This is a genomic window from Singulisphaera chitinilytica (assembly GCF_049331405.1).
In the GTDB taxonomy this organism is placed as follows: Bacteria; Planctomycetota; Planctomycetia; order Isosphaerales; family Isosphaeraceae; genus PoT.
The window spans coordinates 616,817-630,925 of record NZ_CP186274.1 but is presented as its reverse complement, the minus strand read 5'-3'; the positions used below and the strand labels follow the sequence as shown (position 1 = coordinate 630,925).

Below are 14,109 nucleotides of genomic sequence, written 5' to 3'. Positions count from 1 at the left end.
TCGGGGTCAGTAAAACTGGGAAATCTACACAATTAGGTTCGACCCCACATTCCGGGCAATCGTCAAACTTGACACATCACGGGCGACACAAACATCAAAGTCTCTCTACGCAGCAATCTCTCAGAGTCTCAAAATTCGTCGCAGCCGGGGTCGAAGTGGTTCCGTTTCCCGGCTCCGAGGGGGCGCAAGAGATTCTCCTCGGACCCGACTGGCTCCTCCGGTACGCTCGAAATTCCGGTCCCCGGGTCTGGATTTGCCCCGCGACCTCCCCGATTCCGGGCGGAGCATCCCGGATGACCCCGCAGCCCTTCGAGAAAGTGGAGCCCCGATGAACGACGACAGGAGCCGGCGGAAGGTAGGCCTCGCGCCCATCCTCTCGGTGCGGAGGGGGGCCGAGGCGGTTTCCTTCTACAAGGACGCCTTCGGGGCTGCCGAGTTATTGCGGGTCGATGGGGACGACGGGGCCGTGGTCGCCAGGCTCTCCGTCGAGGGGGCCGAGTTCTGGGTCGCCGACGAATCGCCGGCGCATCAGAACTACAGCCCCGAGGAGCTCGGCGGGGGCACCGTGCGGCTCCTCCTGATGGTGGACGACCCCGCCGCGGCTTTCGAGCGGGCCATCGCGGCGGGGGCCGCCTCGATCTCGCCCGTCAGCGACCAGCACGGCTGGCGCTTCGGGCGAGTCGTCGACCCGTTCGGCCATCACTGGGAGATCGGCCGGGAGCTGTCGGAAAGCCCTTGAGGCACGGTCTCGCGATCAAGCCTCGGCGTTCACGAAATCATTGCCGCTGCTTGGCACCGGAGCGATTGGCGAGTTCCTGGCCGTCGGCAACGCCGAGCAGGACGAGTTCGTGGCGGTCGAGGTTCTCCTCGCTGTGGAGCGGCCGGACGACACCGGCGAGCGCGGGGGCGAGGGCGTTGTAGAGCGACCGCTTCATGAGGACGTACGAGGTCTCACGCTTCGGATCCTCGGCCCACTTCACGAAGACCTTCCGGAACGACTCGACCCGCTGCTTGGTGTCGAGCTCGAGCTGGTCGATCCGGTACTCCTTGTAGAGGTCGTACCCCTTGTTGTACTGCGGCTGGCTCCCCGGGATCGGCAGCAGGGCGCGATCCTTGAGGTAGAACCAGAGCCCCTCGTCCAGCTCCTGGAAGAACATCACCGTGCGGGTGTCGGCGGGGAGGATCGACTCGAGCTTCGTCGCGAGTTGGCGATGGCTGTGCGTGGCGTTGAGCTTCGGCGCGATCGCCCCATAGAGGATCATGATTCCGAGGGCCCAGGCCGTCACCAGCGGGGCCAGCGCACCGACGTCGGCCCCGCGTCGCCAGGCCCAGGCACTCGCCACGACCGCGGCGAGGACGATCAGCGAGAACGCCAGTACCCAGGCGAGATAGGCCGGGGCGATCTGGCCGACCACCACGGGTGCCACGGCCCCGACGACGAACGGCACGATCCAGTGGAATTGGAGCGTCCGCCGGGCGAGGTTGGTCCGAGGCCCAATCTCGCGGGCCTTCTGGGTCAGCCGGATCCACTCGATCCCGATCATCAGGGCCATGCCGGGCAGGCACGGGAGGTAGTAGTTGGGCTTGGCCACCGGCCAGAGGCAGAACATCGCCAGGTTGCCGATCGCCCAGAACCAGGGGAACCAGATCATCGGCCGATAGCGCTTCGCGGCCGGGAAGAACGGCAAGAAGACCGAGGAGATGGCCAGCAAGATCCAGGGGGCCGTCATCGTCGGCCAGTCGGCGGCGAGCACCTGATGGTGTCGACTGTGCGAGATCCCCGCCATGCCGGCCTTCTGGCCCATCTCGACATACCAGACGTGAGCGGCGTTGGGGTCATTCAGCAGGACGGGCAGCGGCCAGCTCAAAGCCAGGCCGACGAACAGGAGCATCCCCCTGGCATCGACCAGCCGAAGCAGGCCCCGGCGAAGCTGGCGGGCATTGTAGAGGTATGGCAGCAGGGTCACGGCCACGAGTAGCAGGACGATCGGCCCCTTGGTCAGGAACCCGAGTCCGAGCGCAAGATAGAAGAGGAGGTTCCAGCCTCGCCCCCCCTCCGCGTTCTCCTGGGCTTGCCCTGCCCCTTCCTCGGCATCCACACGGTTCTCCTCCAGGCGCCTCCAGGCGGCATAGAGGGCGAGCGTGGTGAAGAAGGCGAGAGGACCGTCGTTGCCGGCTTGCCGCAACTCGCTGATGAAGAAGCCCATCGACGTCAGGACGAGGCCCGAGGCCATGCCGACGGACCGGCCTCCCATCCGACGGCCGAAGGCATAGACGAGGCCCACCATGCCTATGGCGGCCAGGGCGCTCGGCAATCGGACGATCCACTCGTCGCGGCGGCCGGTCAGGGTCACGAGCGTGGCGATCGTCCAGCGCGGCAGCGGGGGCTTCTCGAGCCTGGGTCGGCCCTGGATCTGGGCGACGAGCCAGTGGTGGTTGTCGACCGTGTCCATCGCCTCGGCCGAGGCTCGTTGTTCTCGCTTGCCCCAGAGGTCGACCGAGCCGAGAAATCCGAGGAAGACGGCGGTGGCCAGGACCGCCAGGAGGGCTTCCATCCCAGAGCGACGTATCCAGGCTTCCAAGGTGCCCAGCATCGGTATGCACTCCTCCCTGAGGTCGGGCCGGACGCTCGGACACCGGGCGCGACATCCTTCGCACCCCGGCCTTCCTCCGAGTATCCTCGGGGAACTTACCCGAGATCCGCGGATTCGACAAGCCAAAGCGACGAGGCCGGCTCAGCGGGCCCGGCGGTTCCACCAGCGCCAGATCAAGGCAAGTCCGAGGATCCAGGAGGTCAGCATCGCCGCGAAGAGGTCCCGGCGCCTCACATCTCCATAACTATTGGGCGCCGCGCAGCCACTCGCGAGCCAGAGGGTCGCCGCCGCGAGGAGCAAAGGGACGATCCTGGGGTCGAAGAAGTAGCTCCGCCAGATCTCCGTCGCGGCCCAGAAGCTCCCGAGGAGCGAACCGACGAAGCCGACGGCCATCGTCAGGCCCCGGCCGATCGCCTGCCAGGCCTGCCCGAGTCGCCGGGCTCGTCGGATCAGGGCGATTGCCGCGAAGAGCCAGCCGTAGCCGACGAGGGCCACCGACGCGACCAGGGCCGTCCAGAAGGCGACGGAGTTGACCCACGGGGGCTGGCGGTTCATCCAGGCCGAGAACCCGCCGCCGGGAGAGGACGGCATGACCTGGCCCACGACATTGGCGAGGAACCCATGACCGAAGAAGAGGGCGACCCCCAGCAGGTAGCCCGACCAGGGTCCGACCCCGACCCAGACCGACCGCCGCGAGATCCAGGTCCGCCACCCGGTGAGGCCCGAGGCCTCCGGCAGGCCGAGGGCCGCCCCCGCGAGGAAGCCGTAGCCCCAGAGCGGCCCGGTCAACACGAACCAGGAGAGCCACGACCAGTTCCTCGGATCCCCGTCGAGCAGGACGCGCCCCATCGACTCCTGATAGATCCGCCCCAGGAGCGCGGGGACCAGCGGGAAGAGGGACCAGGCCAGCGCCGAGCGTAGACCGCCTTCGTGTTGAGTCATCGATGTCGCACTCCTTCGGAGCATGTTCGCTCGCGGCCGCGTTCCTTACCTCGCTCTCGCCTCGGGCTACCCGCATCAGAACATGCAAGCACGGCATTCGCCAGCCTCCCGGCCTCTCGTCCTAAACTTTGTCTTTCAGCCGGGTTATCGAGCCGAATCGGCCGAGGGACGGGCGCCGGCCTCGGCGAAGCTCCGTGGCGTCACTCGGGTTGACACGATTCCGGAAAATCGGGTATATCCCAACCGTCCATCAGGGAGGAGTACCACGGAGGCCCCCAGGATTGGGGTCGTTAGCGGACAGGCCTCGGCCGCCAAGATCGGCTGTCGCGGGCCCGAAGTCGCCTCGGGCGGTGCAACTCCCTTCGCAGTCGAACTGTCGTGAACTTCCAGCGAGATAGGGATATCGCGGACGCCTGGGAGGGAGAGCCGGCCTAAGGATGGGCAGGTTCCACCGCTTAGAATCGGGTCAATCTCCACGCCTCGGCATTCCACGTCCCCCCTTGTTTCGCTCGTCGAAATCGCGTCGATCCGCCGCAAGTGCACGCCCTTTTGATCGGTTTCGATCGGGCCGTGACGTTCCGGCGTCGGCGATATTGGCACACCAAGAGGGGGCTGGCCCATGTGGCCTGTGATCCGACGCTCGGTTGCCCTGCGGCCCGCGCCCCATCAACGCTTCGTCGCGCCCGCCAAGGAGGATCCCGGGTTCCGACCGGGCCTCTACCCGGGCGAGCCCGAGAACTGCCGCCGGAACCTCTATGAGTTCCTGCCGGTCCTCGCGCACCTCGGCCTCATGCTCGCGGTGTTCCGGGTCTTCCGGATCGAAGGCCGGGCGTTTCAGTCGCTGGTGACGATCGCCCTCGCCGCGCTCCCGGCCCACTACCTGCTGGCCTTCCGCTGGAAGAAGCCCTTCTTCGTGGCGGTCTCGGTCGCGGGGCTGGCCTGGGTCTTCGGCCTCGCCGCCTCGACCTGGATCCTCGGCCTGTCCGCCGTCCTGATCGGCGTGACGTTCCTGCCGATCGCCTGGCACGCCCGGGCGGGGATCATCGCCGCGCTCGCCGTCACGTTCGCCCTCTTGCGGCCCGAGGCCGGCAGCACGACCTCGCCCATCCCCGAGAGCGCGATGCCGATCCTGGCGACGATGTTCATGTTCCGCATGATCATCTACCTCTATGAGCGCAAGCACGCGAAGAAGCCCGAGTCGCTCGTCGACACGCTGAGCTACTTCTTCCTGCTGCCGAACTACTGCTTCCTCCATTTCCCGGTCGTCGACTACCGCACATTCCTCCGCGGGTATTTCGCCAAGAACGTGCACGAGACCCAACGTGCCGGGCTCCAGATGATGTTCCGGGGCACGACCCACCTGCTGCTCTACCGGCTCATCTATCATGAGGTCCTGATCTCGGCCGAGGAGGTCCACAACCTCGCGAGCCTCGTCGGGTACATCGTCTGCAACTACCTGCTCTACCTCCGCGTCTCGGGCCAGTTCCACATGGCCTGCGGGATGCTGCACCTCTTCGGCTTCCAGTTGCCCGAAACCCATCACCACTACCTCTTCGCGTCGAGCTTCACCGACTACTGGCGGCGGGTGAACATCTACTGGAAAGACTTCATGGTGCGGATCGTCTTCAACCCGGTCGTCTTCCGCCTGAAGCGCTGGCCACAGCCGGCCGCGCTGGCGATGGCGACGGCCGTCGTCTTCCTGGCGACGTGGTCGCTGCACGCGTATCAGTCGTTCTGGCTCCGCGGCACCTGGGGCTTCAGCCTGCCCGACGCCCTCTTCTGGGGGATCCTCGGCGCCCTGGTCATGGTCAACGTCCAGCTCGACGCCAGGCGTTCCAGGGCCAAGGTTGCCAAGAAGAAGTCCGAGGGATCTTATAAGGATCTGGCCATCAGGGGGCTCAAGGTCGCCTGCACGTTCACGACGATCTCCGTACTCTGGTCGCTCTGGTCGAGCCCGAGCGTCACCGCCTGGCTCGAGATGTTCCAGCGCGGCCTGAAGGCCTGAGCCCCTCGATCGGGGGCGAATGCGTGGTCTTCGAGAGGACAGTTCACCGATTCCAGGCGTCGACTTCGCAATCCATCGACGGGTGCTCAAAGGTCAGAGGCAATCGACTCATGCTCCATCGATCGGCGCTCACCCCGCAACTGCTGCTGACCTTGGCGCTGCTCGCCTGGGGCCTGGTGCCCGGCGGGCTCGCCCTCGGCCGGCCGATGCGGCTGCGGGATGCGCTCGCCAGCGACCTCATGAGCAAGGCCGACTACGAGCGGATGGAGCGGGGTTACTACGAGCAGATCCTCGACTCGGGGCGTCAACTCGGCTCCCCCGCCGGCGAGGCCCCGGCGGGCTCGAACAAGGGCGGTTGGGCGCACCTCGACACGCCCCCCTTCGAGGCCGGGCCGCTCGCCCTGGTGGTGGATGACATCCGCGAATTCGTCCTGAAGCCGAGCCTCTCGATCATCCACGACGGCGCGAGTTGGAGCACCAACGCCGAGGGGATGCGCGACCGCGACTACCCCAAGGCCAAGCCCCCGCAGACCTACCGCATGGCCTTCGTCGGAGACTCCATCGGCGCGGGCTGGGGAGTCGACGACGGCAAGGGGTTCGAGCCGACCCTCGAACAGATGCTCGACGAACGCTCCCGGCAAGCGGGCGGGCCCGCCGTCGAGATCCTCAACTTCGCCGTCCCCGGTCACGGCCCCGGCCAGCGCTGGGAGCACTTCTCGAGGAACGGTTGGGCCTATCAGCCCGACTTCCTGATCTACGAGGCGACCCTGGCCGACGCCGGCTGGGACGAGCGCCGGCTCCGCGGGCTCCTGCCCCGAGGGGTCGGATGGGACGTCCCCTTCTATCGCGAGGTCCTGGCCCTGTCGAAGGCCCAGCCCGGCGGAACGATGGACTCGTACAAGAAGGTCCTGAAACCGTTCCGCATGGAATTCCTCGCCGGCGTCTACCGCGCGATCGCGTCGGGATGCCGCTCGCGAGGCGTGCCCGTGGTCTGGATCCTCGTGCCGAGGGTGGGCAAGCCGGCCGAGCCCGAGGAGCGCCGGAAGTTGATCGATCTGGCCCGCGAGTCGGGCTTCGCGGCGACCATCGACCTATCCGACGCCTACGACGGGCTCGATCCCCAGGACCTGGCGATCGGGCCGAAAGACTATCACCCCAACGCCGAGGGGCATGCCCTGCTCGCCCATCGGCTCGACGAAGCCTTGCGGCGCCTGCCGCAATGGCGCCAGCCGGGGCCGACCGGCACCGGCGGAGGCCAACGACCATGAACACCTCTCCCGAAGGCACCCGGCCGTTCCGGATCTGCTTCGCCCTGACCATCCTGATCCTGTCCCTCGGCCTCATCCCCATGCCGTCCGGCTGGGCGAGGGGCCGATCCATGATCGATAGCGCCAAGTCGAACGAGATGAACCGGGCCGACCGCGAGGTCAACGCGGGCGGATACTATCAGAGCCTGATCGGCGGCGACGGCCCCGACGGCGCCCCCGCCGAGCTGACCATGCGGCTCCTGGGCAAGCCGGCCGACTGGGCCCGCTTCCGCGCCGCCAACGTCACCAGGAACCTCGACGACGACTTCCTGATCTTCGAGCTCCGGCCCAACGTGAACCGGATGCTCTTCGGCCAGCCGTTCACGACGAACAGCTTCGGCATGCGCGACCGCGAGTACACGGTCGAGAAGCCGGCCGAGACGTACCGGATCGCCGTCCTCGGCTCGTCGATGGACATGGGATGGGGCGTCGGCACCGAATCCACGTATGTCAACCAGTTGGAAGACTGGCTCAACGCCCACGCGGCGAAGCGCGGGCTGTCGCGGCGGTTCGAGGTGCTCAACTTCGCCGTGGCCGCGTACAGCCCCGAGCAGCGCCTGGAGGCCTTCCGGCGCAAGGCGTTGGCCTTCCGCCCCGACCTCGTGCTCTACTCGGCGACCCTGCTCGACACGAGGCTGATGGAGATCCACATCTGCGGCCTCTTCGAGTGCAGCCTGGATCTCACCTACGACTTCATCGCCAAGGGCGTCGCCGACTCGGGCCTCACGCCCAAGGACCTCAAGCTCGACTCGAGCGATCGGCTCCGCAACAAGGATCTGGTCAAGAAGAAGCTACGGCCCCACTACTGGGAGATCTACGACGCGACCCTTAAGGCCCTCGCGGCCGAGTGCAAGTCGATCGGCGCCCCGCTCGCCTGCACGATCATCCCCCGCGTCGGCAAGGCCGACGCCCCGGACGTCCGCGGGCCGATGCTCGCCGACCTCCGATCGGTCCTCACGCGTTACGCCGATCACCTGCTCGACGTGACGGACGCCTTCGACGACGTCGATCCCGTCACGATCGAGATCGCCGCCTGGGACGACCATCCCAACACCGAAGGCCACAAGATCCTCTTCCGCGCCCTGGCCCGCGCGATCGTCGACGACTCGTCGCTCTACGCGACGCTCTTCGACGGCGAGAAGGGCGACGCCCCGGTCGCGCATTCGACGCCCTCGCAGCCGAAGGACGACGGCCACCCGCCTCTCGCCGAGGTGAAAGTCAACGACTAGTCCCCGACCACGACGGTGGAGGAGAACCGCCTCTCTGCCGCGGCGGATCTCGAGTTGATGAGGATCGGCCTCGATGCCTTCAGTCTGCAAACCCGTTACCCCACGTCATCTTCGGATGGGACGCCTCATGGAATGAGCCCGCGAAAGGGCTCAACCTACCCCTTAAGTAAGAAGCAAGGTCATGGATGGAACCCACCTGAGCCAACTGCTGGACCGGGCCGCGGCGCAGCGGCCGAATCGCGTGGCCGTCGAGGATGAGCACGGCCGCACGCTGACTTACGCCGAGCTGGAACGGGCCGCCGACCGGCTCGCCGCCCGGCTCGCACGCTGGGGGGTCGGGCGGGGCGACCGCGTCGGCCTGCTGCTCCCCAAGGGGATCGAGGCCGTCGCCGCGATCCACGGGATCCTCCGCGCGGGGGCCTCGTACGTCCCGGTCGATCCGACCGCGCCCGTCTCGCGCGGGGCGGGGATCTTCGCCGACTGCGGAGTGAAGGCCGTCGTCATCGCCCATGAGCAATCCGACGCACTCCGCAACGCCTGGCCCGAGGGCCACGGCCCGAGCCCCAGGCAGATCACCGTCGGCGACCAGGATCCGGAGTCGGGCTCGCTCTGCGACTCGACCTGGCAGGACGTCATGTCCGACACCGCGCCCAGCCCCCTGCCCCCGCCCCGCGTCTCCCGGGACCTCGCGTACATCCTGTACACGTCGGGGTCGACCGGGAAGCCCAAGGGGGTCATGCTCTCGCATACCAATGCGTTCACGTTCATCGACTGGTGCCTGGACACGCTCGAGCTGAGGCCCGACGACCGCTTCTCGTCGCACGCCCCCTTCCACTTCGACCTCTCCGTCTTCGACCTCTTCGTCGCCTGCGCGGTGGGGGGGACGCTCGTCGTGATCGGAGAGACGCTGGGTCGGGAGCCGGCGCGACTCGGGGCCTTCCTCGCCGAGAGCAAGCTCGACGTCTGGTACTCGGCCCCGTCGATCCTGGCGCTCCTGACGCGTCACGGCGACATTGACCGGCCGGAGTTCACCCCGCCCCGCGTCGTCCTCTTCGCCGGCGAGGTCTTCCCGCTGGCCCCGCTGCGCCTCCTGCGCGAGGCCTGGCCGCAGGCGACCCTCTGGAACCTCTACGGGCCGACCGAGACGAACGTGTGCACGGCGTTTCGGCTCCCCAACGTCATCCCGGACGATCGCGAGGCCCCCTTCCCGATCGGCCCGGCCTGCCCTCCCCTCGAAGGCAAGGTCGTGGACGAGGAAGGCGTGGGCCTCCCCGCCGGCAGCGTGGGCGAGTTGGTGATTGCCGGCCCCGGCGTGATGCAGGGGTACTTCGGCCAGCCCGAGATGACGGCGAAGTCCTTCTTCACCGACGAGGCGGGCGGGCGATGGTATCGCACGGGCGACCTCGTCGTCGATGACGGCACCGGCTGCTATGTCTTCCACGGCAGGCGCGACCGCATGGTCAAGAAGCGTGGCTATCGGATCGAGCTCGGCGAGATCGAGTCGGCCCTCTACCGCCACGACGGCGTGGAGCGGGCCGCCGTGATCGCGAAGTCGGACGACGAAGGGGTCTCGATCGCGGCGTTCGTGGCGATGAAGGCCTCGCAGAAGGGCTCGATCATCGCCATGAAACGGCACTGCACCACATATTTACCCCACTACATGATCCCCGACTCGATCACGTTCGTCCCCGAGCTGCCCACGACCTCGACCGACAAGGTCGATTACCAAGGGCTGAAGCGACTCGTGGCCAAGAATGCCTGAGCCGTACCGACCCGAGGCGGGCCCTCACGCGAGGGCCCGCCTCGGGCCCGACAACCCGACGCGCCCGGCTCGCAGAGGAGACCGACCGCGTCCGATTCGCCGAGGCGCGTCCTACTCCGAGCTTCCCGGCCGCATACCCATCGAAGCGACGCCTGCGGCCAACACCTCGAGATCGCAACGGAGCCGCCGTGAAACTTCGCCACATCCTGAGTTGGAAGACGCTCTTCTACGAACTGGCCCTGCCGGCGCTCCGGCGCCTCGGGCCTCGCCGTTGCGATTCGATCCTCACCCTTCTCGGCCGCGCGAGCCTGCTCTGGCCGGGCAAGCGTCGGGCCTTGATCCAGGCCCTGCGCCGGGCGCGCTGGGTCCTCCGGACCGACTGGGATCCCAAGGCCTTGCGCCCCGAGCTCGCCGCCAACGCTGTGCGGTTCTTGGCGCGCGACTATCCGCTTGATGTGGAAGAGGACGCCGAGGTCTTCTCTCGCTTCGACGTCACCGGGTTTGAGCCTTTGGAGCAAGCCCTGGCCGAGCGCCGGGGGGCGATCCTGGTGGGCTGCCACCTCGGAGCCCATATCTCGGGGGTCCATTGGCTCTATCGTCGCGGGGTGCCCCTGCGCATGCTCGTGCAGCGGCCCCGGCACGTCTCGCACGCCCTCGACCGGCAGTTCGATCGGGACGAGCCGCACCTGCAGTCGTCGTTCTTCCTCCGTCGCGACCTGACGGCGGGCGAGGCGACCGAACGCCTGCTCCGCGCCCGCGCGGCGTTGCGCGACGGCCTGGCCGTCTACCTCGCGGGCGACATCCCCTGGACGGGCCAGAACTCGCGTCCCGGCCGACTCGTCGGCCAGTATCGCAAGTTCCTCTCGGTCTGGACGGACCTCGCCACGATCACGGGCGTGCCCGTCTTCTTCGTCTTCTGCAACCATCTCCCGGGCGGGAGATACGCGCTCCGGATCGACGCCCCGCGCCGGGTGGCGAGCGGGAAAGAATCGGAGGCCGTCACCGAATACCTCGCCAGGCTCGACGCCGAGATCGGGCAACACCCGACCGACGCCGTCGCCCACCTGCTCTGGCCCTGCTACGGCCCGCCGCATCTGGGTTCGAGGGGGGTGGCGACGCGACCGAGCCGCCGCGTCGCCACCATCTCTTGAATATGGGAGAGGTCGAGCCTGGTCGGCCTGATGCGAACGCTCGGGCCGTCCAGATCCTTCAACCGTTGGATCAGCGATCCAGGCTACTCGTCTCGGACGCGAGTTGGGGTATGACGACGTAGGACCCATCGTACTGGGCCCGATCCCACTCGCGCTGGACGTGGCGTATCTCGATGACGACGAGCAGGACCGCCAGGAGAACCGCGAGGGTGGAAATAACGGCGTTGAGATGCCGGATGATCACGACAACCCTCCTCCCGTGGAATTGAACTCAATCCCTGTTCGACCTTACATCAAACTCTAGACGCGCTTTCTGGATCGGGGAAGGTCAAATTTCTGGGAATCTGGATTCGACCGAAGGATGATCTTAGGAGACGGCGACGGCGCACCGGTCCCCTTCGGAGTACATCCCTCCTCGACCCGGGAAGTCTTCCTCGCAACAATCATTCTAGGCTCGAAGTCCAGCCTGCGTGCCCGGAGAGGAACGCCTCAAGGGAGGAGGCATCGCGGCACGAGGGGACATGATTGAGTATCGACAGATGTGCTGACCATCCTCCTCCCCAATCCAAACTTTACTTCACGAGGAGGTGTGGTCGTGGACGATCCGCCAGCCCTCGGGCAGCTTGCGCAAGATCAGTGTGAAGAGGCCCGCGGGCTTCTTGTCGTCGCTCATCGTGAGCTGCCAGCGCCCCCGGGCCAGGGCCGCGTCGGGGCCGAGGATGACAACGTCCACCTCCTTGAAGGCGAGCTTGCCCATCTCGCGCCCCTCGGCCTGGTAGGTACGTTGATATCGTGATCGCAGGGCCTCGAAACCTTCGAACCGGTTCGGCCCCGACTGGAAGACGACCTTGGGGTCGTCCCAGTAACCCTTGAGGAATCCATCCAGGTCCTTGCCGTTCCAGTCCTCGACCTGGGTGTCGAGCAGCTCGCGGATCGCGTTGGCCTCGGCCTTGGCCTTATCCGTCTCCCCGAAGCCAGGCCGTAACGAGCCGAGGGCGAGCAGGCCGACCAACGCCGCGGGGATGAACCATCGCTTGGACATAGCAAAATCACCCGTTTCGAGGATATGTGGCCGCGATCGGCCCGCCGCCCCGCGATGATCGTCCCGACGAAGTGAATGGCCGAGTGAGCTCGACGCAGGATGTTGAGACCCGGTCTCAGGCCCGAACGGGCCGCCGAGGGAGCGGAACTCCCTCGACCGGGGCCAACAGGGTAAACGTCGGCGATTCTTCTTCGTGACACGAGGACTTTAGCTCACGTTCGCGGCGAAAACCGGCCGATTCAAAAGTCATGCGTCGACACGTCAAATCCCAATGCCCCAAGCTTCCGATCGATCAAGCCTTGCGAGTGGCGGAATCCGCCTGCTCGTAGGCCAGCCTCCATCCCGGAGTGGTCAGCGGCGCCTGACCGGGAGGATGCGGCTCGACGAGCTTCCCGTAAAGCTCCGGCCTGCGGGCGCGGAGGTAGCGACGGCCAGGGGCATTCTCGAAGGCCTCGGCCGTCAGCAGTCCGACGACCACATCGTCATCGAGCGCCGAGCACTCTACCAGCACGTCGCCGTTCGGGTCGATGATCCGCGAGAGCCCCGGCTTGATCGTGTCGTAGTCGCGCCCGATGTTGTTGGCGAAGACGGCGAAGATCCCGTTCTCCCAGGCCCTGGCGGGGAGCCAACGCATCAGCCATCCCTTCCCCTTGGGCCCTTCGAACTCGAGCCGGATTCTGGCCGGGTCGCGATGCCGGTTCTCCCAGAGCTTCTCGTCCACGAGCCCTCGGCCCGGCATGGGCGAGGGCGTGCAGCCGGTCACGTGCGGCATCACGATGACCTCGGCCCCGAGCAGGGTCGTCGCGCGGACGTTCTCCGGCAGGTTGTTGTCGTAGCAGATCAGGACGCCGACCTTCACGCCCCGGATGTCGACGACCTGCGGCCCCCTGCCCGGCGTCAGGTGCGGGCTGATGAATGGGTGGAGCTTGTGATGCCTGGCCAGGAACCCCTCGGGCCCGACGGTGACGTAGCTCTTGTAGAGCCGCCCGTCCTCCTCGCGCTCGATCAAGCCGGCCATGACGACCACGTTGCTCTCTTGCGCGATCTCGTGAAGCATCCGCGTCGAGGGCCCGTCCGGCACCGGCTCGGCCACGGCCTCCAGGCCTTCTCGATCCAGGGTTTGCAGATACGTATATGACGTGATGCTACACTCGTGGAAGCAGACGATCTCGGCCGAGGCCTGCGCGGCGCGTCGGGTCAACTCGCGGATCCGCCCGAGGTTGTATTCCTTGTCGCCGTCGCGGTGCTCGAACTGGGCCGTCGCAATGCGGATGTCGCGCATGAGGGTCCTCGTCTCCTTTCGCGGGCCTTCCTCTTCGGAATTTCGGCCCCAGATCATCGGCTGTCGGTCGCCTCGGCTCAATGGCCTCGATGCAGTGCGTCGATTGCGGCATGGAGCTCGTCGACGCGTTCGCAAACGTAGTCGGCCCCCGCCTGCCGCAGGCGATCGGGCTGGAACGCGGCCCAGAGCACCGCGGCGGTCTTCGCCCCCGCGTCGCGCCCGGCCCGCACGTCGGCCGTGGAGTCGCCGGCGAAGAGGATGCGATCGACGCGGACCCCGAGCTTCTCGGCCGCCTGATGCACCCCCTCGGGGTCGGGCTTGGGTCGGCTCACGTCGTCGCTCGAGACGAGCAGGTCGACCCGGTCCCGGAGCCCGAGCTCCACGAGCGTGAGCTGGGCTGAGCGTCGCCCTTTCCCCGTGAAGACGCCGACGCGCCAGCCGAGCGACCGCGCGTGATCGACGAGTTCGGAAATCCCCTCGACCACCCTGACGTGCCGGCCGAGTTCCTGCTCATAGTAGGAGTGGAACCGCTCCTCCGCCTCGTCGAGTTCGAGCCCGGGGACCATCGCCGCGATGCAGTCTCGCTCCGAAGGCCCGAAGGTCGCCTCGACCTCGGCATCGCTCGGCAACCGCTCCACCCAGGGGGCGACGGCGTGGCGATACGCGTTGAAGATGTGCGGCAGCGTGTCGGCGATCGTACCGTCCAGGTCGAGCAAGAGTGCCCTTGCATTTTCGTCGCGATCCATCGATTCTCCCTTCCGGCTGGATCTCTCGTTGCTTAACGCTTTCCCGGAA

12 protein-coding genes are annotated in these 14,109 nt (G+C 67.0%); 6 read left to right on the top strand and 6 right to left on the bottom strand.

Going from position 1 to position 14,109, the window contains the following annotated elements; all coding sequences use genetic code 11:
* Positions 1–328: 328 nt before the first annotated feature.
* Positions 329–739: a VOC family protein gene (locus tag ACOYYX_RS02265; RefSeq protein ID WP_422928311.1), complete on the top strand. Its 411-nt coding sequence runs from the start codon at positions 329–331 to the stop codon at positions 737–739.
* A 37-nt stretch (positions 740–776) separates the two neighbouring features.
* Here ACOYYX_RS02265 and ACOYYX_RS02260 read toward each other — a convergent pair whose 3' ends face one another.
* Both ACOYYX_RS02260 and ACOYYX_RS02255 read right to left on the bottom strand, forming a co-directional pair.
* Positions 777–2,594, bottom strand: a complete 1,818-nt coding sequence (locus tag ACOYYX_RS02260; protein WP_422928310.1) for an ArnT family glycosyltransferase — start codon at positions 2,592–2,594, stop codon at positions 777–779.
* A 141-nt stretch (positions 2,595–2,735) separates the two neighbouring features.
* Positions 2,736–3,536: a hypothetical protein gene (locus tag ACOYYX_RS02255; protein WP_422928309.1), complete on the bottom strand. Its 801-nt coding sequence runs from the start codon at positions 3,534–3,536 to the stop codon at positions 2,736–2,738.
* Between the two features lie 619 nt (positions 3,537–4,155).
* Here ACOYYX_RS02255 and ACOYYX_RS02250 point away from each other — a divergent pair.
* From ACOYYX_RS02250 to ACOYYX_RS02230, 5 genes are all read left to right on the top strand, one after another.
* Positions 4,156–5,541 carry a hypothetical protein gene (locus ACOYYX_RS02250; protein WP_422928308.1) on the top strand — a complete coding sequence of 462 codons (1,386 nt, stop codon included), beginning with the start codon at positions 4,156–4,158 and terminating at the stop codon, positions 5,539–5,541.
* Between the two features lie 110 nt (positions 5,542–5,651).
* Positions 5,652–6,809 carry an SGNH/GDSL hydrolase family protein gene (locus ACOYYX_RS02245; protein WP_422928307.1) on the top strand — a complete coding sequence of 386 codons (1,158 nt, stop codon included), beginning with the start codon at positions 5,652–5,654 and terminating at the stop codon, positions 6,807–6,809.
* Positions 6,806–8,077 carry an SGNH/GDSL hydrolase family protein gene (locus ACOYYX_RS02240; RefSeq protein ID WP_422928306.1) on the top strand — a complete coding sequence of 424 codons (1,272 nt, stop codon included), beginning with the start codon at positions 6,806–6,808 and terminating at the stop codon, positions 8,075–8,077. Before ACOYYX_RS02245 ends, ACOYYX_RS02240 begins: the two co-directional genes overlap by 4 nt.
* Before the next feature lie 181 nt (positions 8,078–8,258).
* Complete coding sequence (locus tag ACOYYX_RS02235; RefSeq protein WP_422928305.1) at positions 8,259–9,839, top strand: amino acid adenylation domain-containing protein; 1,581 nt, start codon at positions 8,259–8,261, stop codon at positions 9,837–9,839.
* A gap of 188 nt (positions 9,840–10,027) precedes the next feature.
* Entirely contained in the window at positions 10,028–10,990 is a 963-nt protein-coding gene (locus ACOYYX_RS02230; RefSeq protein WP_422928304.1) for a hypothetical protein, read from the top strand.
* Between the two features lie 70 nt (positions 10,991–11,060).
* Here ACOYYX_RS02230 and ACOYYX_RS02225 read toward each other — a convergent pair whose 3' ends face one another.
* The 4 genes from ACOYYX_RS02225 to ACOYYX_RS02210 form a co-directional block, all read right to left on the bottom strand.
* Positions 11,061–11,234: a hypothetical protein gene (locus tag ACOYYX_RS02225; RefSeq protein WP_422928303.1), complete on the bottom strand. Its 174-nt coding sequence runs from the start codon at positions 11,232–11,234 to the stop codon at positions 11,061–11,063.
* Between the two features lie 333 nt (positions 11,235–11,567).
* On the bottom strand, positions 11,568–12,032 hold the full coding sequence (locus ACOYYX_RS02220; protein ID WP_422928302.1) for a YybH family protein: 465 nt from the start codon (positions 12,030–12,032) through the stop codon (positions 11,568–11,570).
* A gap of 292 nt (positions 12,033–12,324) precedes the next feature.
* Positions 12,325–13,314 (bottom strand): nitrilase-related carbon-nitrogen hydrolase, encoded by a 990-nt coding sequence (locus ACOYYX_RS02215; protein WP_422928301.1) that lies wholly within the window; start codon positions 13,312–13,314, stop codon positions 12,325–12,327.
* A 77-nt stretch (positions 13,315–13,391) separates the two neighbouring features.
* Positions 13,392–14,060 carry an HAD family hydrolase gene (locus ACOYYX_RS02210; protein WP_422928300.1) on the bottom strand — a complete coding sequence of 223 codons (669 nt, stop codon included), beginning with the start codon at positions 14,058–14,060 and terminating at the stop codon, positions 13,392–13,394.
* Between the last annotated feature and the right edge of the window lie 49 nt (positions 14,061–14,109).